This window comes from Streptomyces sp. SID14478 (assembly GCF_010548525.1).
In the GTDB taxonomy this organism is placed as follows: domain Bacteria; phylum Actinomycetota; class Actinomycetes; order Streptomycetales; family Streptomycetaceae; genus Streptomyces.
Genome location: NZ_JAAGMG010000424.1, coordinates 31,320 through 53,715, shown reverse-complemented (window position 1 = coordinate 53,715; position 22,396 = coordinate 31,320). Strand labels below are relative to the sequence as shown.

General features: G+C 69.3%; 23 protein-coding genes, 1 tRNA gene and 1 pseudogene. 12 read left to right on the top strand and 13 right to left on the bottom strand.

The genetic code is table 11. The features are described 5' to 3' along the window. Positions 1-141: 141 nt before the first annotated feature. Entirely contained in the window at positions 142-1,479 is a 1,338-nt protein-coding gene (locus G3I40_RS13845; protein ID WP_164302455.1) for a hypothetical protein, read from the bottom strand. Positions 1,480-1,628: 149 nt separating this feature from the next. Between G3I40_RS13845 and G3I40_RS13840 the strand changes: the two genes are divergently transcribed. Further along, on the top strand, positions 1,629-3,737 hold the full coding sequence (locus G3I40_RS13840; RefSeq protein WP_164302454.1) for an MMPL family transporter: 2,109 nt from the start codon (positions 1,629-1,631) through the stop codon (positions 3,735-3,737). A gap of 40 nt (positions 3,738-3,777) precedes the next feature. Here the strand turns inward: G3I40_RS13840 and G3I40_RS13835 are convergent, their stop codons facing one another. Together G3I40_RS13835 and ctaD are read right to left on the bottom strand one after the other, a co-directional pair. Continuing rightward, positions 3,778-4,095, bottom strand: coding sequence for a hypothetical protein (locus G3I40_RS13835; RefSeq protein WP_343244923.1), 318 nt, complete (start codon positions 4,093-4,095; stop codon positions 3,778-3,780). Continuing rightward, the gene (gene ctaD, locus G3I40_RS13830) at positions 4,092-5,726 is read right to left on the bottom strand and encodes a cytochrome c oxidase subunit I (RefSeq protein ID WP_164302453.1); all 1,635 of its coding nucleotides are present in this window, start codon (positions 5,724-5,726) and stop codon (positions 4,092-4,094) included. The genes G3I40_RS13835 and ctaD overlap by 4 nt, the downstream gene beginning before the upstream one ends. A 129-nt stretch (positions 5,727-5,855) precedes the next feature. Between ctaD and G3I40_RS13825 the strand changes: the two genes are divergently transcribed. Then, the gene (locus G3I40_RS13825; RefSeq protein WP_164302452.1) at positions 5,856-6,398 is read left to right on the top strand and encodes a sigma-70 family RNA polymerase sigma factor; all 543 of its coding nucleotides are present in this window, start codon (positions 5,856-5,858) and stop codon (positions 6,396-6,398) included. Further along, positions 6,391-6,651 carry a hypothetical protein gene (locus G3I40_RS13820; RefSeq protein WP_164302451.1) on the top strand — a complete coding sequence of 87 codons (261 nt, stop codon included), beginning with the start codon at positions 6,391-6,393 and terminating at the stop codon, positions 6,649-6,651. The genes G3I40_RS13825 and G3I40_RS13820 overlap by 8 nt, the downstream gene beginning before the upstream one ends. 6 nt (positions 6,652-6,657) lie before the next feature. On the opposite strand, the gene G3I40_RS13815 is transcribed toward G3I40_RS13820, so the two are convergent. The 4 genes from G3I40_RS13815 to G3I40_RS13800 all read right to left on the bottom strand — a co-directional run bounded on the left by G3I40_RS13815 (position 6,658) and on the right by G3I40_RS13800 (position 10,461). Continuing rightward, positions 6,658-7,455, bottom strand: coding sequence for an SDR family oxidoreductase (locus tag G3I40_RS13815; RefSeq protein WP_164302450.1), 798 nt, complete (start codon positions 7,453-7,455; stop codon positions 6,658-6,660). Then, on the bottom strand, positions 7,452-9,113 hold the full coding sequence (locus tag G3I40_RS13810; RefSeq protein ID WP_164302449.1) for an FAD-binding dehydrogenase: 1,662 nt from the start codon (positions 9,111-9,113) through the stop codon (positions 7,452-7,454). Before G3I40_RS13810 ends, G3I40_RS13815 begins: the two co-directional genes overlap by 4 nt. Further along, complete coding sequence (locus tag G3I40_RS13805) at positions 9,110-9,718, bottom strand: TetR/AcrR family transcriptional regulator (protein WP_164302448.1); 609 nt, start codon at positions 9,716-9,718, stop codon at positions 9,110-9,112. Before G3I40_RS13805 ends, G3I40_RS13810 begins: the two co-directional genes overlap by 4 nt. Before the next feature lie 161 nt (positions 9,719-9,879). Beyond that, positions 9,880-10,461: a TMEM165/GDT1 family protein gene (locus G3I40_RS13800; protein ID WP_164302447.1), complete on the bottom strand. Its 582-nt coding sequence runs from the start codon at positions 10,459-10,461 to the stop codon at positions 9,880-9,882. Positions 10,462-10,885: 424 nt separating this feature from the next. Here G3I40_RS13800 and G3I40_RS13795 point away from each other — a divergent pair, with 424 nt between their 5' ends. The 5 genes from G3I40_RS13795 (at position 10,886) to G3I40_RS13775 (ending at position 13,511) form a co-directional block, all read left to right on the top strand. Beyond that, positions 10,886-11,455 carry a hypothetical protein gene (locus G3I40_RS13795; protein ID WP_164302446.1) on the top strand — a complete coding sequence of 190 codons (570 nt, stop codon included), beginning with the start codon at positions 10,886-10,888 and terminating at the stop codon, positions 11,453-11,455. A 202-nt stretch (positions 11,456-11,657) separates the two neighbouring features. Beyond that, entirely contained in the window at positions 11,658-11,987 is a 330-nt protein-coding gene (locus G3I40_RS13790) for a BTAD domain-containing putative transcriptional regulator (RefSeq protein WP_164302459.1), read from the top strand. A 108-nt stretch (positions 11,988-12,095) separates the two neighbouring features. Then, positions 12,096-12,506, top strand: coding sequence for a VOC family protein (locus G3I40_RS13785; protein WP_164302445.1), 411 nt, complete (start codon positions 12,096-12,098; stop codon positions 12,504-12,506). 379 nt (positions 12,507-12,885) lie between these two features. After that, positions 12,886-13,191, top strand: coding sequence for a hypothetical protein (locus tag G3I40_RS13780; protein ID WP_239091717.1), 306 nt, complete (start codon positions 12,886-12,888; stop codon positions 13,189-13,191). Beyond that, positions 13,188-13,511, top strand: coding sequence for a hypothetical protein (locus tag G3I40_RS13775; protein ID WP_164302443.1), 324 nt, complete (start codon positions 13,188-13,190; stop codon positions 13,509-13,511). Before G3I40_RS13780 ends, G3I40_RS13775 begins: the two co-directional genes overlap by 4 nt. 306 nt (positions 13,512-13,817) lie before the next feature. Here the strand turns inward: G3I40_RS13775 and G3I40_RS13770 are convergent, their stop codons facing one another. Beyond that, a complete protein-coding gene (locus G3I40_RS13770) occupies positions 13,818-14,360 on the bottom strand; it encodes a hypothetical protein (protein WP_164302442.1) in 543 nt (180 codons plus the stop codon). 76 nt (positions 14,361-14,436) lie between these two features. Next, positions 14,437-14,691 (bottom strand): hypothetical protein, encoded by a 255-nt coding sequence (locus tag G3I40_RS13765; protein WP_164302441.1) that lies wholly within the window; start codon positions 14,689-14,691, stop codon positions 14,437-14,439. Positions 14,692-15,375: 684 nt separating this feature from the next. Between G3I40_RS13765 and G3I40_RS13760 the strand changes: the two genes are divergently transcribed. The 3 genes and pseudogenes from G3I40_RS13760 to G3I40_RS13750 form a co-directional block, all read left to right on the top strand. Beyond that, entirely contained in the window at positions 15,376-15,696 is a 321-nt protein-coding gene (locus G3I40_RS13760; RefSeq protein WP_164302440.1) for a helix-turn-helix domain-containing protein, read from the top strand. A gap of 834 nt (positions 15,697-16,530) precedes the next feature. Next, on the top strand, positions 16,531-17,166 hold the full coding sequence (locus G3I40_RS13755; RefSeq protein ID WP_239091716.1) for a nuclease-related domain-containing protein: 636 nt from the start codon (positions 16,531-16,533) through the stop codon (positions 17,164-17,166). Between the two features lie 15 nt (positions 17,167-17,181). Beyond that, a pseudogene (locus G3I40_RS13750) lies at positions 17,182-17,295 on the top strand (site-specific integrase); the annotation flags it as partial. A gap of 77 nt (positions 17,296-17,372) precedes the next feature. On the opposite strand, the gene G3I40_RS13745 reads toward G3I40_RS13750, so the two are convergent. From G3I40_RS13745 to G3I40_RS13735, 3 genes are all read right to left on the bottom strand, one after another. Continuing rightward, positions 17,373-17,446, bottom strand: a tRNA-Pro gene (locus tag G3I40_RS13745). 48 nt (positions 17,447-17,494) lie between these two features. Then, the gene (locus G3I40_RS13740) at positions 17,495-18,238 is read right to left on the bottom strand and encodes a Pr6Pr family membrane protein (protein ID WP_164302438.1); all 744 of its coding nucleotides are present in this window, start codon (positions 18,236-18,238) and stop codon (positions 17,495-17,497) included. Positions 18,239-18,349: 111 nt separating this feature from the next. After that, positions 18,350-19,291, bottom strand: a complete 942-nt coding sequence (locus G3I40_RS13735) for a metallophosphoesterase (RefSeq protein ID WP_164302437.1) — start codon at positions 19,289-19,291, stop codon at positions 18,350-18,352. 76 nt (positions 19,292-19,367) lie between these two features. On the opposite strand from G3I40_RS13735, the gene G3I40_RS13730 reads away from it, so the two are divergent. Continuing rightward, complete coding sequence (locus G3I40_RS13730; RefSeq protein ID WP_164302436.1) at positions 19,368-19,832, top strand: GatB/YqeY domain-containing protein; 465 nt, start codon at positions 19,368-19,370, stop codon at positions 19,830-19,832. Between the two features lie 216 nt (positions 19,833-20,048). On the opposite strand, the gene G3I40_RS13725 is transcribed toward G3I40_RS13730, so the two are convergent. Beyond that, positions 20,049-22,304 (bottom strand): transglycosylase domain-containing protein, encoded by a 2,256-nt coding sequence (locus G3I40_RS13725; protein ID WP_164302435.1) that lies wholly within the window; start codon positions 22,302-22,304, stop codon positions 20,049-20,051. Between the last annotated feature and the right edge of the window lie 92 nt (positions 22,305-22,396).

The window sequence follows — 22,396 nt, the reverse complement described above, 5'->3', positions numbered from 1 at the left end:
CGCCGTGGACGCCCGCGCGCTGGGCGTCCGCAAGGGCACGCACAAGGTGACCGCGCGGGCCGTGGACGCCAGTGCCGCCCTGCGCGACCCGGCGGCCCGCGCGGCGGCCGCCAACAGCGTGACCTGGACCGTATCGGCCCGCTAGGGCACCTTGCCGGCCACGAACACCGCCGTCGTGACCGCGAACAGCAGCAGGCACGTGACCGGCCAGTACAGCAGCCGCGCCGCGGCGTTGCCCCGCCAGTCCACGAGCCCGATGCGCCGGTCCGAGGTGTGCTCGACGGCATTGAGCGCCACGAGCCCGATGACCAGGTACAGGATGAAGTAGAAGTACTCGGCGTACACGATGCCCCCGCCGGCCCCCGTCGCGGACCGCAGCGAACTGTGCTGCACCGAGACCACCAGCATCATCGAGCCGCAGAATCCGATGACCGCCCAGGTGCTGAAGCCGGACAGGGAGCGCCGGTCGGAGTCCTTGGTGACGACGAACAGCGAGGCGAAGACCAGCATCGCGATCACTGCCAGCGGGACCAGACGGTCGAGCAGCGGGCTGAGGAAGGCGCGGTTGAGGCCGATCGAGTACGACAGTTCCGGGACCTTGCCGTCCAGGCGCAGGCCCGGACGTCCGTAACTGGTGCGCTCGTTGGAGTGGCCGATGCCGAAGGTCGTGAACTGCGGCTGCCACTCACCGCTGACGATGTGCTGGTACATGCCGTACTTCTGGTGGGCGTCCCACGGCGGGTACGAGCCGAAGTCCGGGACGAGCGCGGTGGTCGCGGAGTGCTTGGGCCACATCACCAGCCACATCACCTGCCGGTCCAGCGGATAGTGGCTGTAGTCGAACTTCTCGCGCACGGTGGTGCTCAGCCGCCAGCCGACGACCTCGTCGCCGCCGGCCACCGGGTCCCGGTAGATCTCGTCGCCGATACCGCCGTCGACCGCGTCGGGCAGGTCGATCTGAGCGGACCCGGCCTCGCCCTTGGGCAGCCGCTGCCAGATGTAGCCGGTCAGTTTGACGTTGTTGCTGTCCGTGTACTGCATCGTCTCGATCATCAGGCCGGTGGGGATGGTCCTGCGGCCCGCCAGGTCCTCCTTGGCGAGCGCCTTCTCGGTCTGGGCCGGGTCGGACACCTGCCTGCCGGGCAGCGAGTGCACCCCGCTGTCGACGGCCACGCACACCCAGATGAAGACGGTGGCCGCCACGCACAGCACGCTCACGGCGGCGCTGAACCAGGCGAGGGCCCGCAACCGGGTCGGGCTCGGCCACAGGAGCGCGGCCAGCAGCGCGGCCAGGCCCGCGACGCCGCAGATCATGGTGAGCGTGGAGCGCAGCCCGGTGCCCTGGAGGTCCTCGATCACGTCGTCCATGGTCGCGGCGGCGACGGCGGCGACCGCCAGGAGCATCACCGCCACGACCGCCGTGAGGATCCTCGCGCGCCCCCAGGGAGGCGGTCCCTTGCCGGACGGCTCGTTCGTCATCGGCACCTCGTCCACGTGCGGAGATCGGACAGCCACCAGCATCCGACGCCCGCCGGGACCTCGCACGTCGAGCGCCCGTCGAGTGGCGGGGCGCCGGGGCGCGGGTGAGGCTGACGGGGTGACCCGGGGGTGACGAGAGGCGATGAGGGATGTTCGCAGCACTCGGTCGGTTCGTGGTCCGCAGGCCCTGGTGGGTGATCCTCGGCTGGGTCGTGGTGGCGGCAGCGGTGATCTCGCTCGCGCCGAAGCTGACGTCCAGCTCGGACGAGGCGAGCTTCCTGCCCGACAACTATGAGTCGATCAAGGCCTCCGACATCCAGGAGGCGAAGTTCCCGGCGCAGCAGAACGTCGGCGCCGTCATCGTCTTCCAGCGCTCCGACGGCGAACGGCTGACGCTCGCCGACCAGGCCGACGTCGCCCGAGTCTCCAAGGACCTGGCCGGCAAGGACATCGCCCAGGTCGAGGCGGTCGTCCCCGGCAAGCCGTCGCCCAACGGGCTCGTGCAGACGTCGATGGTCGCGATGCCCAAGCTGACCGACCCCTCCGACACCTCCCAGCAGGACGCGGTCAAGACGCTGCGCAGCGACCTCCAACAGGACGTCAAGGGAACGGACTTGAAGGCCGGCGTCACCGGCTCCGCCGCGACCGCGCTCGACGAGGCCGACGCCTCCGAGCGGGCGGGCCTCCTCGTCGGCGTCGGCACGATCGTGATCATCATCGTGCTGCTCCTGGTGATCTTCCGGAGCCCGATCATCGCGCTGCTCCCGGTCGTCCTCATCGGCCTGATCTCGCCGCTGGCCACCGGTCTGATCGCCTCCGCCAACAAGGCGTTCGACATGAAGGCGGACTCCTCGATCCAGGAGCTGCTCACCGTCGTCCTGTTCGGCGTCGGCACCGACTACATCCTGTTCCTCCTGTTCAGATACCGGGAGGCGCTGCGCGGCGGCGAGGACGCCAAGTCGGCGATGGTGCACGCCGTGGAACGGGTCGGCGAGGCCATCACCTCGGCGGCCGGCGCGGTCATCGTCGCCTTCGCGGCGCTCGCCCTGTCCACCCTCGGCATGCTCAAGTCGATGGGCCCGGCGCTCGCCATCGCGGTCTTCGTGACGCTGTGCGCGGGCCTGACCCTGGTGCCGGCCGTGGTCTCCCTGCTCGGCACCAAGGTGTTCTGGCCCTCCAAGTCCTGGCAGCGCGAGCCGCAGGGCACCGGCTTCGCCCGGCTGGGCGGGGCCATCGGGCGCCGCCCGGCGGTCTGGGCGCTGGTCTCGGGGCTCGTCATGGCCGTCCTGGCGCTCGGCGCCCTAGGCTACAAGGCCAACTTCGACCTCGCCACGTCGTCGCTGCCCAAGACGAAGGAGTCCATGGTCGCCCTGAAGGACCTGGAGAGGGGCTTCCCCGCGGGCACGACCGACCCCACCAGCGTCTATCTGGAGTCCACGGCGGACCGGCCGCTGACCCCGGCGCAGGCCGCGGAGTTCCACCGGTCCCTGTCCCGGGTGGACGGCGTCGGCACGGTCGGCGCGGCCACGCTCAGCAAGGACGGCACGGCCGCGGCGTACAGCGTGATCCTCGACGACCCGCCGGCCTCCGAGGGCGCGATGGCCACCGTCAAGGACGACCTGCGCCCGGCCGCCCACGCGGACGCGCCGGACGGTACGCGGGCCCAGGTCGGCGGCATCACGGCGGTCTACGTCGACATCAACAAGGCCGTGGACCGCGACTACTCCGTGGTCTTCCCGGTGGCGGCGATCTGCATCATGGTCATCCTCGGCCTGCTGCTGCGCAGCCTGGTGGCGCCCTGGTACCTGATGCTCTCGGTGGCCCTCGGCTTCGGCGCGACGCTGGGCGCCACGTCCTTCCTGTTCACCCGGATCGGCAGCCAGCCGGGCCTGATGTTCATGCTGCCCGTGATCATGTACTTGTTCGTCGTCGCACTCGGCACCGACTACAACATCCTGATGGTGTCCCGGCTGCGCGAGGAGGCCCGCGAGGGCCGCACCCCGCACGAGGCGGCGGGCACGGCGGTGCGCCACTCGGGCCCGACCATCGCCTCCGCCGGCGTCATCCTGGCGGGCACCTTCGCGACCCTCATGCTGGCCGGCAACTCGACGCTCTCCCAGATGGGCTTCGCCCTGTCGTTCGGCATCGTGATCGCGGCGTTCGTGATGGCGATGGTGTTCACCCCCGCGCTCACCGCCCTGATCGGACACGCGGCGTGGTGGCCGGGCCACGGCGACCGCTCCCCGAAGGGGGAGTAGGGCGCCGGTCGGCCTCCGGCGGAGCCCACGAGACCGCAGCTCACAGGCCACACCGGCCCGCAACGGCGACCGCCGGCACCACCACCCCGGCCACGATTGCGACCGCCAGCCCCACCACCCGCACCCGCAACCCCCGATACCGGCACTCGTACTCGCCGCGCAGCACCCGCGCCCGCTCCAGGGTCCGACGCCAGCTCGCCTCCCGCAGGGCCACGTACTCGGTCGCGTAGGCCCGTCGGACCTCGTCCGCCTGCGACTCCGTCAGCCAAGGGAGCCGGTCCGTGAAGCGCCGCGCCGCCGCCCGGCCCTCGGAGCGGGCCGCCTCCACCATCAGGTAGCCCTCGATCTCGTGGATCACCGGCCCGCCTCCACGAGCTCCTGCGCGGCCGCGCCTCCGTGCCGCAGGTCGAACGCCGGTGACTCGGAGCGGATCCGCGGCAGCGCCGCGAAGTTGTGCCGCGGCGGCGGGCAGGACGTGGCCCACTCCAGCGAACGCCCGTACCCCCAGGGGTCGTCGGCCTCGACCGGCTGCCCGTACTGGGCCGTGCGCCACACGTTGTAGAGGAACGGCAGGAACGACATCCCCAGCACGAACGAGAAGATCGTGGACACGGTGTTGAGCCCGGTGAGTCCCTCCACCGCCAGATAGTCGGGCACCCGCCGCAGCATGCCCCCGGCCCCCAGCCAGTGCTGTACCAAAAACGTTCCGTGGAAGCCCACGAACAGCGTCCAGAACGTCACCTTCCCGAGCCGCTCGTCGAGCATCTTCCCCGTGAACTTCGGCCACCAGAAGTGGAATCCGGAGAACATCGCGAAGACGACGGTGCCGAAGATGACGTAGTGGAAGTGGGCGACGACGAAGTACGTCTCGCCGACGTGGAAGTCCAGCGGCGGCGCCGCGAGGACCACCCCCGTCAGGCCGCCGAACGCGAACGTGATCAGGAACCCGATCGCGTACAGCATCGGCGTCTCGAACGACAGCGAGCCCTGCCACATCGTCCCGATCCAGTTGAAGAACTTCACCCCGGTCGGCACCGCGATCAGGAACGTCATGAAGGAGAAGAAGGGCAGCAGGACCCCGCCCGTCACATACATGTGGTGCGCCCACACCGTCACCGACAGCCCCGCGATGGCGATGGTCGCGCCGATCAGCCCCTGGTAGCCGAACATCGGCTTCCGGCTGAACACCGGGATCACCTCCGAGATGATCCCGAAGAACGGCAGCGCGATGATGTAGACCTCCGGATGACCGAAGAACCAGAACAGGTGCTGCCACAGCAGCGCCCCGCCGTTCGCCGCGTCGAAGACGTGCGCCCCGAACTTCCGGTCCGCCTCCAGGGCGAACAGCGCGGCGGCCAGCACCGGGAACGCCAGCAGGACGAGGACGCCGGTCAGCAGCACGTTCCACGTGAAGATCGGCATGCGGAACATCGTCATGCCGGGCGCCCGCATGCACACGATCGTCGTGATGAAGTTGACCGAGCCGAGGATCGTGCCGAACCCGGAGAACGCCAGGCCCATGATCCACATGTCGCCGCCGATGCCCGGCGAGTGCACGGCGTCGGAGAGCGGCGCGTACGCGAACCAGCCGAAGTCCGCCGCCCCTTGAGGCGTGAGGAAGCCGCCGACCGCGATCAGCGAGCCCAGCAGGTAGAACCAGTACGCGAGCATGTTCAGCCGGGGGAAGGCCACGTCCGGCGCACCGACCTGCAACGGCATGATCCAGTTCGCGAACCCGGCGAACAGCGGCGTCGCGAACATCAGCAGCATGATCGTGCCGTGCATCGTGAACGCCTGGTTGAACTGCTCGTTCGACATGATCTGCAGGCCTGGCCGGGCCAGTTCCGCCCGCATGAACAGCGCGAGCACGCCGCCCAGGCAGAAGAACGCGAACGCCGTGACCAGATAGAGCGTGCCGATCGTCTTGTGGTCGGTGGTGGTCAGCCACCCCACCCACTTCGGGGACTGTGAGGACTGCGACGGCTTCATGCCCGGTACGTGTCCGGGCCCGCCCCGCGCTTCACGTCCCGGCCCTGCCCGGAAGATCACACACCGCGCCTGTGAGGATCGGGGCACTGCCGGACACCTACGGATCATGAGCACGGACGCGGCATCAGCATGAGTACGACGGACGAAGCCTTCGCGGCGGCCTACCGAGCCCACTACTGGGCGGTCAGCCGTTTCGTGGCGCGGCGTCTGGACCCGGGCGCGGGCCACGACGTCGAGGAGGTGGTCGCCGACGTCTTCTCCATAGCCTGGCGGCGCCGCGCGGAACTGCCGCCCGCCACCCCGCTGCCCTGGCTGTACGCCGTCGCCCGCAACTGCCTCGCCAACACCGTGCGGGGCCTGGGCCGAAGACGCCGCCTGCTCGACCGGATCGGCCACCACGAGACGGCGCACCGCGGCCACGTCGTGCCCCCGCCCGACGCGGAGGCGCCCGGAGCCTGGGTGCACGAGGCGCTGGCCCGGCTGAACCCCGCCGACCAGGAGGCGCTGCGCCTGACCACCTGGGAGGAGCTCACCCTCGACGAGCTGGCCGTGGCCCTGGAGTGCGGGAAGAGCGCGGCGGCGATGCGGCTGCACCGCGCCCGCCGCCGGCTGCGCGCCGAGATCGACCGGATGAACATGACCGTGACGGCAGGAGACCGAGACCGTGACTGAGCCCCGCACCGTCCCCGACGAGCTGGCCCTGCTGCGGGCCGCGAACCCGGTGCCCGCGGCCGACCCCCGCTACGCGGACGGCCGCCCCCTGCACCACCAGGCCGAACGCGCCCTCAACCAGCTGCTGCACGGCACCCGCACCCGGCGGGCCCGCCTCGGCCTCGTGCTGCGCGCCGAGGCCGCGGTGTGCGCACTCGCCGCGCTGCTCGTCCTCGCCTTCTCCTGTGTCGCCGGACTGACGACTCCCCTGTGACGGCGGCTACTTGAGCCCGTGCCGGCGCGCGACCAGCCGCTCGCTCGCCCCGCGCGGCAGCAGCCTGCGCAGGGCGAACACCACGGGCGCGTTGCTGCCCACCGCGTACAGCGGCCGGGGGCGCGGCGCCTCGATCGCCGTGAGCACCTTCGCGGCGACCTGCTCGGCCGAGATCCCCTTCGCCTCATTGGCGTTGAGGGCGGCGAGCATGGTGTCGTAGGCGGCCCGGAAGGGGGAGTCCGCGGCCACGTACTGGGTGCGGCGCTCGCTGATCCCGGTGGCGATGGAGCCCGGCTCGACCGTCGTGATGCCGACGCCGTACGAGGCGTACTCGCGCCGCGCCGCGTTCGCGAACCCCTTGATCGCCGCCTTCGAGGAGACGTACGAGGAGCGGTACGCGAGCGGGAAGCTGGCCAGCATCGAGCCGACCATGACGACCCGGCCGCGACGCCGCGCCCGCATCCCCGGCAGCACCAGCTGGCTCAGCCGCACCGCCCCGAACACGTTGACCTGGAACAGCCGCCGCACCGCGTCCATCGGCAGCTCCTCGAAGGGGCCGCTCTGCGACTCGCCGGCGTTGTTGACGAGCACGTCCACCTCGCCCGCGGCCGCCGCGCACGCCTCGATGCTCGCCTCGTCCCCGAGGTCGAGGGCGAGGTACGTGACGCCGGGGAGGGGGGAGTCGACCTTCTCCGGGTCGCGGCTGGTGCCGTAGACCTCGTAGCCGCGCCGGACCAGTGCGGCCGCGACGGCCGCGCCGATCCCCGACGAGGCGCCCGTCACCAGGGCCGTGCCGCGCGTCACAGGGTCCTCGCCAACGCGCGCCCGGCCGCCCGGCCGGAGAAGATGCAGCCGCCGAGGAAGGTGCCCTCCAGCGCGTTGTAGCCGTGCACGCCGCCGCCGCCGAACCCGGCGACCTCCCCGGCCGCGTACAGCCCGTCGAAGACCTCGCCGTCCGGCCGGACGACCTGCGAGTCGAGGTTCGTCTCCAGGCCGCCCAGCGTCTTGCGGGTCAGCACGTGCAGCCGCACCGCGATCAGCGGGCCCTGTGCCGGGTCGAGCAGGCGGTGCGGCTTGGCGACGCGGGTGATGCGGTCGGGCCAGTAGGCGCGGGCGTTGCGCACGGCCATCAGCTGGAGGTCCTTGGAGTAGCCGTGCCCGGCCTCCCGGTCGCGGGCCACGATCTCCCGCTCCACCTGCTCGTACTCCACCGGCGTCCGGGGCGTCAGCTCGTTCATCCCGGCGACGAGGTCCTTGAGGTTCCTGCGCACCACGAAGTCCTCGCCCCGGTCCAGGAACGCCTGGATCGGCCCGGGCGCCCCCTTCTTCACCCGCTGCAGGACCAGCTTCAGGTCCTTGCCGGTGATGTCGGGGTTCTGCTCGGACCCGGAGAGCGCGAACTCCTTCTCCACGATGGCCCGGGTCAGCACGAACCACGTGTGGTCGTACCCGGTCGCCGTGATGTGCCGGAGCGTGGCGAGCGTGTCGTGGCCGGGGAAGAGCGGCGCGGGCAGCCGCTTGCCCGTCGCGTCCAGCCACAGCGACGACGGGCCCGGGATGATCCGGATGCCGTGCCCGGGCCAGATCGGGTCCCAGTTCTTCAGCCCCTCGGTGTAGTGCCACATGCGGTCGCGGTTGACGAGGGAGGCGCCCGCGTTCTCGGTGATCTCCAGCATGCGCCCGTCGACGTACGCGGGCACGCCCGTCACCATCGACCCGGGGGGCGTGCCCATCCGCTCGACGGGCCAGTTCTTCCTGACCAGTTCGTGGTTCGCGCCGATGCCGCCCGAGGTGACGACGACGGCCCGCGCGCGCAGTTCGAAGTCGCCGACGCCCTCCCGCGAGGACTTGACGCCGCGCGCCTGCGCGGAGGGCTCCAGCAGGGTGCCGCGCACCCCCACGGCCGCCCCGTCCTCGACGATCAACTCGTCCACCTGGTGGCGGTACTTGAAGGTCACCAGGCCCCGGGCCGCCGCCCGCAGGACCGGCTCGCGGAACACCCGCACGACCTCCGGGCCCGTGCCCCACGTGAGGTGGAAGCGGGGCACGGAGTTGCCGTGGCCGGTCGCGGTGCCGGCGCCGCGCTCGGCCCAGCCGACGTTCGGCGTGACCTTGAGCCCGAGCCCGGCCAGGTAGTCGCGCTTCTCACCGGCCGCGAACCGCACGTACGCCTCGGCCCACTTGCGCGGCCAGTGGTCCTCGCGCTCCCGGTCGAAACCGGCGGAGCCCAGCCAGTCGGAGAGGGCCAGTTCGTAGGAGTCCTTGATGCCCATCCGCCGCTGCTCGGGGCTGTCGACGAGGAAGAGACCGCCGAGCGACCAGAACGCCTGGCCGCCGAGGTTGGCCTCGTTCTCCTGGTCGACGAGCATGACGTGCTTGCCCGCACGAGTCAGTTCGTAGGTGGCGACGAGCCCGGCGAGCCCGGCTCCCACGACGACGACATCGGCACCGGCGTCACTCATCGGGTCTCCCTCGGTGTGCTGTAGGCGTTGAGTACGTTCAGGAACAGGGCCTCGCGCCGCGCGCGTACGGCCTCGTCGTCGGGCTGCAGCAGGACCTGGGCCGCGGTGCCGTCGTGCACGGCCACGAGCGCGTCGCCGAGCGCCTGTTCGTCGGGGACGGCGCGCCCGATCCGGTCCAGCGCCGCGACGAGTACGGGGACGAGCGCGTCCCGGATCGCCGCCTCCCGGGAGGCCATGACGCGGCGCAGACCCGGATTGCGCAGGGCGTGCGCGGTGAACTCGGCGTTGATCCGGAACCAGGCGTCGTCCACCGGGTGCGCGGCGAGGGCGGCCCGGACCGCGGCCTCGGGGTCGGCCGGGTCGAGCCCGGCGAGCGCGGCCCGCATGTCGTCGAGCATCCGCGCCGAGCGCTCCTCCCACAAGGCGAGGAACAGCTCGTCGAGGGAGGAGAAGTTCGAGTAGAAGGCGCCCCGGGTGAATCCGGCCCGCTCACAGACCTGCTCGACCGTGGAGCGCCCGAAGCCGACCCCGGCGAACACGTCGAGCGCGGCGTCGAGCAGCCGCCGACGGGTGCGCGCACGCCTGCGGGTGACCGTTCCCGGCATCCTCGCCCCTTCCCGGTACGCCCGTCGGATACAGGAACGTATTCGATACGTTCCTGTATCCACAAGGGTGCGGCAGCCGCCGCGGCCCGGTCGGACGAAGAGTCCCGGTCGGAGGAAGAGTCCCGGTCGGAGGAAGAGTTCCGTTCAGGCGAAGATCTCGCTCAGACGAAGATCTCGATCAGCGTCCACACGGCGAGCAGCAGCATGCACGCGCCACCCACCCGCTGCACGGTCTTCAGCGGCACCCGCTTGGCGATGAACCGGCCGGCGACCAGCGCGAGCGCGGACACGGCCATCAGGGCGGCGGCGGAGCCGATGGCGGTCGACCAAGTGCCGTTCGTGGCGGCGAGGTTGGCGGTGGTGATCTGCGTCAGATCGCCCCACTCGCCGATGAAGACGGCCATGAAGGCGGTGCCGAAGACGGGCCAGAAGCCGGTCACGGTCTTGCCGCCCGCCTCGTCGTCCTCGTCGTCGTCGCCCCCGCGCAGCAGCATGAAGGCGCCGAACGCGAACATCAGCGCCGAGACCAGCTTCACCACCCAGTCCGGCAGCAGCCCCAGCAGCGAGCCCGCCCCGACGGCGATGGCCACGTGCACGATGAAGGCGGCCGAGGTCCCGAACCAGACGTACAGGGGCTTCATCCGCGTACCCATCGCCAACGAGGCGAACATGGTCTTGTCGGGAAGCTCGGCGAGGAAGATCAGCCCGAAGGCGGTGAGGATCGCCAGGGGGTCGAGATGCATCAGCGGGTGCTTTCTGTACGGGCCGGGTCCTCGCAACCCACCCGCCGCGCGGAGAGGACCACTCGACCCGGCAGCGGACGCACGAGGGCCGTGAAGCCGTACGTGCGCGTCGTTCTGCCTGGTCGAAGGTCTCGCCCACCCGGCCCTCACAGCGTGTGACGGCGCGGGCCCGGCCACCGGGAACCCGGGGGTTCCAGTGTGTCGACGACCGGTTCGCGGGGCTACTCCCCTTCGCTTGCTCCGTCAAGGGTACACGCCGACCGGCGCGGGTTCGAGGGCCACGAGGCCCGGCGGCGGCCGCGGGGGCCGGGAGTACGGTGTGGGAACCGAGGGCCTCCCGCGCTCCGGCTCACGCGCCGGTGCCGTTCTCGGTGATCCACGACACCGCGCCCGCCGCCGACCGGGCACGGGACGGGTTCGCCTCATGAGAGAGCCGACAGAGCAGGACCTCGCCCCGGCCGCCGGGCGGTCCCCGAAGCCCGTGGCCCAGCGGGGTTCCTCGCCGTGGGACGCCGAGCGGGTGCGCCCCCTGACCCGGGTCCAGGTCGTCGACCACTTCCAGGAGCTGGGCGAGCTGTACGCGGCCCACTCCGGTGCCGAGACGGGGCGCTGGGAGGAGATCCACCACGCCTTCCTCGGGCGCCTCGCCCTGGACATGCGCCGCCCCGGGTTCGCGCTGCTGGTCGCCGAGAACACCCGGACGACGGCGTTCGCCTACGGCTTCCCCGTCCGTGCCGGACTCTTCGTGATCCGGGAGATCGTCGTCGGCCCCCGGGTGCGACGGGAGGGCGCCGACCGGGACTGGAACCTGGCCCGACGCCTGCAACGCCGCCTGCTCGGCGACCACGGCGACGCCACGGGGGTGACGCTGGTGGAGCGCTCCGACGTGTGGGCGCTCGAAGCGCTGCGCGTCTGGGGGTGGCGGGACGCGCCGCGCGAGAGCTGGGGCGCACCGCTCTTCGTACCGTGCCGGGTGCTGCTGCTCGACCCGTGACGCGGCGCGGCGGCCCGCGCCGCGCGCGGGCCTGCCCCCGCGAGCGCGGACCTTTACCCGCGGCGGCAAGTCGACGATGCTGACCCGGCGTTGGACGATGATCGATCCGATCGGGGTCGGTCGGTCCTGAGGGGGAGGCCGGCGGCTACCGGCTCTCGGTACGGGCCGAGGACGTGGACGTCCACCGCTTCGAGGAACCCGGCTGGACGCCCTGCGCACCGCGGCGGCCGAGGACCACTGGGACGCCGAACTGCGGCTCGGACGGTCCGCGGACGTGCTCGCCGCACTCGAATCAGCGGGCAGGCAACGGCCGTTGAGCGAGCGGGTGGCCGGGCTGCGGATGCGGGCACTGTCCGCGGCCGGCCGGCAGTCCGACGCCCCTGCCATCCCGGTAGGACTGCTGGGCATGTGCGCTCCCGAGCCTCAGGTGGACTGCCCGTCCGAACTTGCAACTGGTGGTTACTTGCAACTGGCGGTTCTGCCGCAGATGGTCCGGTCACTTCGAACGGTTCCCGCAGGGGCGAGGCGCTGACCGCTGCCGTTCGCCCCCTGTTGATGTCAGCCGGTGCAGTCAGCGATGTGGGGCGCTCTGCGGATCTGGTGAAGCCCCGGAAAGCCGAGCCTGTGCCAGGATCGCGGGATGCTGCGACTCACTGATTTCATCATCGACTGCCCGGACACGATGAAGCTGGCGGCCTTCTACTCCGAGGTGACGGGCCGTCCGGTCAAGGAGGACAGCTCCGAGGACTGGGCCGGCATCAAGTTCGGCGAGATCGAGCTGGCGTTCATCCGGGTGGACGACTACCGCGCTCCCCAGTGGCCCGACAGCGAGCACCCCAAGCAGTTCCACCTCGACTTCGAGGTGGACGAGATCGAGTCCGAGCAGCGCCGCGTCCTCGACCTCGGCGCGACACTGAGGCAGGACTTCATCGGCCCCGACGGTTACGGCTGGCGGGTCTACACCGACCCGATCGGCCACCCCTTCTGCCTGTGCCGCAACAAGGGCGTCACCTGGACCGACGAGGGCCCGACCTGGCCCAAGGGCGACTAGACCGTCAAGCGGGGCCCGGGGCCCTGGTCCCACAGATGGACACGCACACAGGAACAGGTGAGGCGCCTACCGCATCCGGTAGGCGCCTCACCTGCTGTTTCAGCTGTCGGGGTGGCGGGATTTGAACCCACGGCCTCTACGTCCCGAACGATGTTCGGTCGCCGATCTCGGGTGGTGCGGAAAGGACTCGGGGAGCAAGTCGGCACCCCTCTGGCTCCCTCAGGGGCTCCCGGCTCCGTCTTTCTCGGGCATCGTGGGCTACTCCTCCGTAATCACGGGCGAGTAGTACCGTTTCAATGGCCGCCACCTTCCCACCCGTCGCCGAAGGAAGAGCTCCCTCATGACGACTGCTCCCCGCGGCTCCAGGGCCACAGCCCCCATGCCCGACAGGACACCGAAAGCACTCCGGGCTGCGATCGCCGAGTACGCACCGCAACTCCTGGTCGACTTCGACCGGCACTGGCGCCGTGACATCGCTGATGCCTACGACCTTGCGCCGGTGCCTGCCTTCATGGCGCGCTGGTGGGGGGAGTTCGCACTCGCTCGTGACCCTCAACTCGAAGCAAAGGTGCACGGGCTGGAAGATGCGGCCGACCAGGAGCCCGACTACGCCCGCGCCAAAGCGTTGATCGAGGAGGCTGGTCTGCTGCGCCGTCAGGCGGCGAAGGCGGAGCCGGGCCAGTGACCGAGGGATTCATGGGGCCGCCCTGGCAAGCGGACTGGACCAAGCAGGCGGAGGAGGACCGGGAGTCCCTCCCCGATACGGCCAGGGACCTGGTCCTCGCTGCCCGTGCCGAACTCGTCACTGCTGCGGACCCGTACTTCCGGGGCATCGACACCGACCGAGACCTTCCAACGGGGATGAGCGTCGAGCCTGCCCAGTCCACCCGGCCCGGTGGGCAGCATGTTCTGTATTTCGACCACGGCAGGGGCTGGCTGCGCTACCAGTTCACCCGACGGGTCGTTGATCCACAGATCGTGATCGAGGAGTGCTTCTGGCAGTGAGCATGCGGTGGTGGCTCCCGAATGACCCCCCAAAACCATTCAGGGGCCTGATCCATTAACTGGATCAGGCCCCTGACCTGGTGTTACAGCTGTCGGGGTGGCGGGATTTGAGCCCACGACCTCTTCGTCCCGAAGCAACTCGGGTTGCTCGCTGTCCTTGGGCTGCTCTGCCTGTCACCTGCGCTGATGGTCCGCTGACGTCCATGATTGTTCGCGGTTGTGCGTCGTGGTTGTCACGCAGTTAGACACTCAGTGCGTGCGCCTTGCCACAAGGCCCTCGGAGGAGACTCGCTCCCACTCGAATACTCACTCGCTTGTCGGAGGGATGGCCCCTCTGGCACCCACGTGGGGCGGCAGGCTGACGCGATCACCAACCAAGGCCTGGAAGATGTGCACCGGGTCGATCTCTTCGTTCAGTCCCAGGTCCTTTCGGACCTGCAGGAAGATGCACGCTAGGTCGTAGACCTTCTCGGAGTCACCTGCGTCGAATCCGCCTGCTACTTCGATCTTTGCGACGAGGCGGGACACCTCTCTGCCTCCGTACAGAGACATACGCACTTTGGCTGAGGTCCACAGGGGCTTGGCTGTCCTCAGCCGTGACTCGAGTTCTTCTCTACGCTCAGTTGGTGCGTTGGGCCGGAGTTCCGACAACAGGTTCTCGCACGTGCCTATTTCAACGAGGGCCTTCCAGCTGTCCAGAAACGCGTCCGTGGCCAACTGCGCGATGCGCTTGCGTTCTTCCAGCCTGCGGTTTGCCCGCGATGTCACGACGGCCACTGTGATGGCGGAGACGACGGAGAGGCAGGCACCGATGACGGCAACGTTCTTCACGATGTCCAGGATCTGCATGGAGATGTCATACAGTGCCCCACTGACAGTCAGCCTGCACCCCCAGACCACGCACTAGGGCTGGCGGAGCCACAGGTCACTCGTCCTCAGAGTAGTCGTCGTACTCGTAATCCCAGTAAGAGTGTTGGCGCGCATACTCGTCTCTGATGCCGGTCGCCTTGCCGAGCCGTTGACGAACTGCCTGACGAGAGATTCCGCATGTGCGTCCGATATCGGCCTGAGAAACGTTGGATCGGCACGCATAGTACGTCGCGGTCAGAATGTTTGTTTCGATACCGGCCGACAATTCAGATAGTGTGGCGATGAACGCCAGATGTTCCTCCTTGGTCACCGGAGCAGAGGAACTGTGCGGGGGACCCGGGAGGCGATCTACGGCCCTTTCCCAAGCAAGTCCGTACAGGTACAGAGTGATGGGGTCGTCCAGAGGTAGAGGCACAGTGACAAGCCTAGTTGTCACCGCAGATGCGAGGACTGCCTACCAGGTAGGCGCTTGACCTGCTGCTTGTACGCCGCCGTTGACTTCCAGTGCTGAGTGTCGCAAACTCGAAGGCAGGTCCGGCATGCCCAGGCCTCGAAGACGGAGACATCGCGCTCCGTCTTTTTTGTTGCCCGAACCTTGAGTTCGGGCTTTTTGTTGCCGCCCCGCCTCGGGGACGGTGACATCTGTGTGGCCTAGCTGGCGTCTGGCTGGCAGGGCCGCTACTCAACCCAGGAGACCCAGGTGCAAATCCTTGGTGAACTGGCGTCGTTGGGTTCTCTCCCCGGAGTGGCATGGGTGTTGCGGTGCGTGGTTCGCGACATCTTGGACTACAGGACTAAGCGGGCAGAGCAAGCGCTGAAGCAGCAGATAATTCAGCGAATCCCTGACGCCCAAGTGGCCTCGATATTCCCCGGACTTGATGCCGGAACAGGCGAAGTCCAGGAATAGCTAAGACGGCTATTTGAAACCAAAGATCTCCTGGGCGGGGGGCGTGTAGCCTGTATTGCAGTTTTAAAACTGCACACGGGAGGAATCGTGGACGACAGGCACGTGACGCTGGCTACCCAGCACCAGGCCTTACTTGCGGCCCTGGCCGAAGCCAAGGAGGTGCCTGCGGGGCGCCTGCTGGGCCTGCCCGAGTTGCCCGAGGCTGACGTCTGGGTGGACACAGCCGGAGCTGCGGCGCTGGTTCGAGTGAACCCGAAGACCATCACTAGTTGGCTGGCCCGTGGCGGCCCGAAGAAGCGGCCATTTCCGCCGCCTCATCGCTTCCTGTATCGCCTGTACTGGCGGCGAAGCGACATTGAGGCCTGGCTTCGTGACGAGGCCCTACCTGCCACTACCAGCCTGGACTGATGCAGGCGCCGCAAACGCGTTCCCTTCCTGACCCACCAACTACCCCAGCTCCCATCCCGTCCGCCGTCGACCCACACGTCTGTGGAGCGGGCGTGGTTCATGGCGTCCAGGTGGAGCGCGCCACTGTACGAACGACCTGGACGCCATGGGCCGCGTCTGCTCGGCTCTGCCTGGGTCGATGGTGGACGGGATGGGAGCCCACCACGCTCGCCACGATGTGCCCGCGGCCGGGAACGGCGCCCCCTCCCACCCGGTGCCGGCCGATCCCCCGCCGGAGGCATCGCCTGTGACCGTGGGCAGGATGCGTCCGTGTGCTCGCCTCATGACCTCCGGGCCTATCCACAGTGGGCGGGCGTCGGCGCAGCGGGGCGGAGCGGGCCGGAGGCAGGAGCGGCAGCCCCAGCGGAGCCGGGAAGCCCGCCCGGCGGAGCGGAGCGCAGCCGGGTGCTTGATGAAGTAGGGAAAGTTCCACCGCGCCGGGCACTCTTGCTCAGGGCCTGGTCGGCTGCTCCCATGGCTGTTGAGGGCGGCCTACCTGGGGGCGGGGCATTGAGCGATCTCACGGTGAATCAATGGCGTCGGCATGGACGCGATCGGCTCTACGTCAACTTGCCGGACGGCACAGCAGTTGCTTGGGCTGATAGGGCAACCAAGGTTGTCACGATCAAGGTCCTGGCGTACCGGGATGAAGCCTTGGTGCTTCTGCGGCAACATCTTGGGAGCTCCCTCACTGAACGGCAGGGACCGTCACGATCTACTGACCCCGCTCGTTCTCGACCGGTGCAACCGCGACCGCGGGCTGAGCCTGCTCCCGCTCGTGCAGACGCGCGGATCATGAAGCTTCCAGATCTGACCGTGGCCGATGATCTGGCACAGAATCGCCCTGGCGCCGGGCTCCTGGAGGCCATGGCCGCGCGCGGGCCCTCGACAGTTCAACGGCTCTGGTCCAAGGCGCGAGGCCGCTCCTCGGAGTGGGATTCGTTCTACAGCGGTCTTGCCGGTGAACGGCGTGTGGGTCGTGAGCTAGAACGTCTGCGGGCTCATGGCTGGCGCGTGCTGCACGGCGTCCCGAACGGCAAGGGCGGAGACGTCGATCACCTGCTGATCGGGCCTGGCGGCGCCTACAGCGTCAACACCAAACGGCATCCGGGCGCGTCGGTGTGGGTCGGCGACACGATGGCCAAGATCAACGGAGGTCCGCCCGTTGCGTACGCAGCAGCCAGCAAGGCGGAGGCTGCGTACGTCCAGCTCGTCTTGGAACGCCGCTGTCCTTTCGCTGTTCCGGTAGAACCGGTGCTCGTCTTCGTGGACATCGCTTCACTGCATCGGGCTGCCACTCAATACGCGGTGCGTATCTATCAAGAACGGGAGGTCTCCGCTCTCGGGCCGCTCTCCGGGACGTTCGCCCCGGATCAAGTGGAACAGATCTATGCGGTGGCTCGGCATCGACGGGCCTGGATGCGCACGTGATCGTGGTCGGTGTGATCGTCTACAGCCGTGACCGAGGAGGTCTACCGGAAGCAGATCCGCCCGGTGATCCAGACCGGCGCGACGGCCATGGACGGGATCTTCGGCACGCCCCCGCCTCCGGAGCGGTAGTCACGCAGTTAGTCACGCACAAAGCAAGAGGCCCGATACCGAATCCGGTACCGGGCCTCTGACCTGGTGCTTAGCTGTCGGGGTGGCGGGATTTGAACCCACGACCTCTTCGTCCCGAACGAAGCGCGCTGCCAAGCTGCGCTACACCCCGATGTCGTTGCTCCGCTTCCCGCAGTGCTGCAGGTCCCGGCGACATCGATTACTTTAGCGGACCGGCGGCCTGAGGCGAAATCCGGTTTTCGGGGCCCCGGATCTCGGGGCGGATCCGGTCGAGGAGAACCAGGGCCAGGGCCAGGACGTAGAAGGCCAGGCCGAAGATCACGGCGTTGCCGAGGACCCCCGCGTAGCCGTGGGCGTCGACGTCCAGGAACGGGTACGGGTAGCGGGCCGGTGTCCCCGGCGTCATGATCGCGCCGCGGGCCAGGGCGAAGCCGAAGTAGGCCAGGGGGTAGGCGAGCCAGATCGCGGCGTGGCGCGGTCGCAGGGCGCCGGGCCGGGTGAGGAGCAGCCAGTCCAGGACCGCGCCGATCGGGGTCACGGTGTGCAGGAGCTGGTTGGAGACCTGGCGGGCGCCGGTCACGGCGACGTCGGGGTCGTCGGTCATCGAGAAGCCGCTCGCGGAGTTGGCCAGGATGACGTGGTAGACGAGCCCCGTGATGCAGATGAAGAGGAGGACGCCGCCGGTCACCAGCGGGCGCAGTGGCGGGCGGGCGGTCCAGGCGCGCCAGGCGGAGAGCGCGAAGGCGACCGCGACGAGGATGTTGGACTGGATCGTGAAGTAGCTGAGGACGCGCAGGGCGCTGTCGCTGATCGAGAGGTCGATGACGATGCCGGTGAGCGCCGCGAGCGCGACGAGCGCGCGGAAGGCGGCGGCCACCGGGCGGCGGCGCTGGGGGACTACGGCCTCCGCCGGGACGGAGGCGGCACTGGACGGCGCGATCATGCACCCCACCGTAAGTCCCGTGTACGTAGTGGTGCGAAAGGGGCGTCGGGGTAGCGGGAGGCAGTAGCAGGCCGCAGTAGTAGGAGGAGGAGGTAGCGGGGGCGGGCGGGGTCAGGGGCCGGCCGGGGTCAGGGTCAGGAGCGTCGCCTCGGGCGGGCACGCGAAGCGCACCGGGGTGTACCGGTTGGTGCCGCAGCCGGCCGAGACGTGCAGGTACGACGTCCGGCCCTCCGCCTCGTGCGTCGACAGGCCCTTCACCCGGTCCGTGTCCAGGTCGCAGTTGGTGACGAGGGCGCCGTAGAACGGGATGCAGAGCTGGCCGCCGTGGGTGTGCCCGGCGAGGACCAGCGGGTAGCCGTCGGCCGTGAAGGCGTCGAGGGCGCGCAGGTACGGGGCGTGCACGATGCCCATGGAGAAGTCGGTGCCCGGCAGGGGGCCGCCCGCCACCTCCGCGTAACGGTCCCGCTTGATGTGCGGGTCGTCCACGCCCGTCAGGCCGATCTCGACGCCGGCCACCTTCAGCACGCCCCGGGTGTTCGTGAGGTTCAGCCAGCCCGCCTCGTCGAACCCGTCGCGCAGGCCCTCCCACGGGTTGTGGATGGCGCCGACCACGGGCGGGTTGCCGTTCAGGCCGTGCTGTCCGCGGATCTTCTCGGCCAGGTAGCGGCCGGGGTTGCGCGGCTTGGGCCCGTAGTAGTCGTTCGAGCCGAAGACGTACGCGCCCGGGAACTCCATCAGCGGCCCGAGTGCGTCGAGCACCTCGGGAACGCCCTCCGGGTCGGAGAGGTTGTCGCCCGTGTTGATGACGAAGTCGGGGCGCAGGCCGGCCAGCGAGCGCAGCCAGCGCTGCTTCTTGCGCTGCCCGCCGACCATGTGGATGTCGGAGACCTGCAGGACCCGCAGGGGGTGCATGCCCGCAGGCAGGACGGGGACCGTGACGCGGCGCAGTCTGAAGGAGCGGGCTTCAAAACCCGCCGCGTAAGCCACGGTGGCGGCGCCGGCCGCCACGATGCCAGCAGAGACCTTCAGGGGAATCCCGTATCGCGCGCGCATGTGCCCATCGTGTCAGACCCGCCCCGCACCGGAAATCGGCGGGCGCCGACGCCTTCGTACCTGCGACAATCGAGGCATGACCACGCTCAAGTCGAAGCTGCAGGACGACCTCAACGCCGCGATCCGGGGACGCGATGAGCTGCGCTCCTCGACGCTCCGGCTGACCCTCTCCGCGATCACGAACCAGGAGGTCGCGGGCAAGGAGAAGCGCGAGCTCTCCGACGACGAGGTACAGAAGGTGATCGCGAAGGAGGCGAAGAAGCGCCGCGAGGCCGCGGACGCCTTCGAGAAGGGCGGGCGTGCCGAGTCCGCCGCCCGTGAGCTGGCGGAAGGCGAGATCCTCGCCGTGTACCTGCCGCAGCCGCTCAGCGACGCCGAGTTGGAGCAGATCGTCGGCCAGGCCGTCGAGGAGGCCAGGGCGGCCGGCGCGGAGGGACCGCGTGCCATGGGCCAGGTCATGAAGATCGCGAACCCGAAGATCGCGGGCCGCGCCGAGGGCGGCCGGGTCGCCGCGACGGTGAAGCGGCTGCTCGCGGGCTGACCGCCCGGCGTCGTGTGCATCGGCCGGCGTCGTGTGCGGAGAACGCGTGCGTAGACGCAGGATGCGCGGGCGCGGCGCAGGATGCGTAGACGCAGGAGGAGACGTCCTGGACGTGCGCAGACGCCGACGCCCTGGGTGAGTGAACGTGTGAGAGGGGCGCCCCGAAGACCGGGGCGCCCCTCTCACACGTTCTCGCCTGACGAGGTCTCAGGGACCTCAGCGGCCCCAGCCACCACCGCCGTCGTTCCCGCCGTCGTTCCCGCCGATCAGGCCGGGCGGGATCGAGATGCCGGGGAGCGGGTCGCCGCCGCCGTGGCCGCCGCCACCGGGCTTGCCGTCGTCCTGGCCCTGGCCCTGGTCCTGACCCTTGTCCTTGTCCTTGCCCTTGTCGGGGTCCGGGATGTTGACGAGGGTGAAGCCGGGCGCGGGCTTGTTGGACAGGGCGCCCGTCATGGCGCTGCGCCAGATCGGGCCGGGGGTGTCGGCGCCGAAGACCTTGTCGTGGTACGTGCCGCCGATGGTGATGTCCTCCATCTCGACGTTCTGCAGGGCGCTGCCGACCCAGACGGCGCCGGACAGGTTCGGCGTGTAGCCGACGAACCAGGCGTTCTTGCGGCCGTCGGTGGTACCGGTCTTGCCGGCGTTGGCCCGGTCCTGGAGACCGGCCTGCTTGCCCGTACCGGAGTCGGTCACGCCGCTGAGCAGCGTATTGATCTTGTCCGCGGTCTCCGTCGACATGGCGCGCGAGCACTGCGTCTTCGGCACGCCCAGCGACTTGCCGTTGGTGGTGTCGGTGATCGACTCGATGGCGATCGGCGTGCAGTACGTGCCCTCGTTGGCGAACGCGGCGTACGCGGATGCCATGGTCAGCGGCGACAGACCCGTCGAACCGAGGGTCATCGAGGAGGGCACCTCGTCGACCTTGGTGCCGTTGCCCTGCACCACGCCCAGCTTGTCGGTCATCTGGACGACCGGGCACATGCCGGTGTCGCCGAGCATCTGCACGAAGTACGTGTTGATGGACTTCTCCATCGCCTCCTTGAGGCGATAGGGGCCGACCTCCGACTCGTTCTCGTTCTCCACCTGGTAGTTGCTGTCGTTGACCCACGGCTTGCCGCTGCACGACTGCACGCGCTTGGGGTACGGCATCTGGTACGGGGCCGGGTACTGCTGCGAGATCGGCGTGCCCTTCTCCAGGGCCGCCGCCGCCAGGAACGGCTTGAACGTCGAACCGGTCGGGAATCCGTAGCCGGAGCCGTTGTACGCCGCGTTGACGGAGTAGTTGAGCACCGTCTCGTTCTTCTTGTTGTCGGTGCCGTACGACTTCGACTGGCCCATGCCGAGGATCTTGCCGGTGCCGGGCTCGACGAGCGTGACCGCCGTGGCGACCTTGTCCGTCTTGTAGACGTTCGCCTTTATGGCCGCCTGGACCGAGTCCTGCGACTGCGGGTCGAGCGTGGTCTTGATCGTCAGACCGCCCCGGTTCCAGACCTTCGCGCGGGCTTCTTTCGTCTTGCCGAAGACCGGCTCCTTGAGGAAGACCTCCCGGACGTAGTCGCAGAAGAAGGCCGCGCCCTTGACCGCCGTGATGCACCCGTTCTGCGGCGTGCTGACCTTGAGGCCGAGCGGGGTCTCCTTGGCCTTCTCGGCCTCGGACGGCGAGATGTCGTGCACCTCGGCCATGCGCTGGAGCACGACGTTGCGCCGCTTCTTCGCCTCGGCCTCGTCGTTGATGGGGTCGTAGCGGCTCGGCGACTGCACGATGCCGGCGAGGAGCGCGGACTCCTGGATGTTCAGGTCCTTGGCCGGCTTGGAGAAGTACCGCTGGGCGGCGGCCTCGACGCCGTACGCCTGCTGCCCGAAGTACGTGATGTTCAGGTAGTTGGCGAGGATCTTCTTCTTGCCGAGCTCGTCCTCGACCTGGATCGCGTACTTGAGCTCGCGGACCTTGCGGCCGATCGTCTGCTGGGTGGCCTGTGCGACCTTCGTCGGGTCGTCGCCGGCCTCCTCGATGAAGACGTTCTTCACGTACTGCTGGGTGAGGGTCGAGGCGCCCTGGGAGACGCCGCCGTCGCGCGCGTTGGCGTTGATGGCGCGCAGGATGCCCTTCGCGTCGACCGCCCCGTGCTCGTAGAAGCGGGAGTCCTCGATGGCGACGAGCGCCTTTTGCATGTACGGCGAGATGTCGTCGAGCGGGACCACGGTGCGGTCGCGCGAGTAGACGGTGGCGATCTTGCCGCCCTGGTTGTCCAGGATCGTGGTGCGCTGACTCAGCGGCGGGGTCTTCAGGTTGGCGGGGATCTCGTCGAACCCCTCGACCGATCCCTTGGCCGCGAGGCCGAGCGCGCCCGCCGCGGGCAGGGCGATGCCGGCGAGCACGGCGCCGGCGAGGACACTGACGCCGAGGAACTTTGCGGCCTGTTGGGCCGGCGACAGTCCGCCGCCGCTACCTGCCGAGCGCTTCTTTCCCATGGGGGCAGCCTAATCCGTAGACCGGAGCGTTCCGCGGGAGCGATGCGCCATCGGGATGTTCGGGTGCGGGATCGTGACCGTATTCGGTTGCT

Bases quoted from the DNA above. Each gene is read 5' to 3' on its own strand.
- G3I40_RS13845 (WP_164302455.1), bottom strand. From the start codon at position 1,479: ATGACGAACGAGCCGTCCGGCAAGGGACCGCCTCCCTGGGGGCGCGCG.
- G3I40_RS13840 (WP_164302454.1), top strand. From the start codon at position 1,629: ATGTTCGCAGCACTCGGTCGGTTCGTGGTCCGCAGGCCCTGGTGGGTG.
- ctaD (WP_164302453.1), bottom strand. From the start codon at position 5,726: ATGAAGCCGTCGCAGTCCTCACAGTCCCCGAAGTGGGTGGGGTGGCTG.
- G3I40_RS13825 (WP_164302452.1), top strand. From the start codon at position 5,856: ATGAGTACGACGGACGAAGCCTTCGCGGCGGCCTACCGAGCCCACTAC.
- G3I40_RS13810 (WP_164302449.1), bottom strand. From the start codon at position 9,113: ATGAGTGACGCCGGTGCCGATGTCGTCGTCGTGGGAGCCGGGCTCGCC.
- G3I40_RS13805 (WP_164302448.1), bottom strand. From the start codon at position 9,718: ATGCCGGGAACGGTCACCCGCAGGCGTGCGCGCACCCGTCGGCGGCTG.
- G3I40_RS13800 (WP_164302447.1), bottom strand. From the start codon at position 10,461: ATGCATCTCGACCCCCTGGCGATCCTCACCGCCTTCGGGCTGATCTTC.
- G3I40_RS13795 (WP_164302446.1), top strand. From the start codon at position 10,886: ATGAGAGAGCCGACAGAGCAGGACCTCGCCCCGGCCGCCGGGCGGTCC.
- G3I40_RS13785 (WP_164302445.1), top strand. From the start codon at position 12,096: ATGCTGCGACTCACTGATTTCATCATCGACTGCCCGGACACGATGAAG.
- G3I40_RS13780 (WP_239091717.1), top strand. From the start codon at position 12,886: ATGCCCGACAGGACACCGAAAGCACTCCGGGCTGCGATCGCCGAGTAC.
- G3I40_RS13770 (WP_164302442.1), bottom strand. From the start codon at position 14,360: ATGCAGATCCTGGACATCGTGAAGAACGTTGCCGTCATCGGTGCCTGC.
- G3I40_RS13755 (WP_239091716.1), top strand. From the start codon at position 16,531: ATGAAGCTTCCAGATCTGACCGTGGCCGATGATCTGGCACAGAATCGC.
- G3I40_RS13740 (WP_164302438.1), bottom strand. From the start codon at position 18,238: ATGATCGCGCCGTCCAGTGCCGCCTCCGTCCCGGCGGAGGCCGTAGTC.
- G3I40_RS13735 (WP_164302437.1), bottom strand. From the start codon at position 19,291: ATGCGCGCGCGATACGGGATTCCCCTGAAGGTCTCTGCTGGCATCGTG.
- G3I40_RS13730 (WP_164302436.1), top strand. From the start codon at position 19,368: ATGACCACGCTCAAGTCGAAGCTGCAGGACGACCTCAACGCCGCGATC.
- G3I40_RS13725 (WP_164302435.1), bottom strand. From the start codon at position 22,304: ATGGGAAAGAAGCGCTCGGCAGGTAGCGGCGGCGGACTGTCGCCGGCC.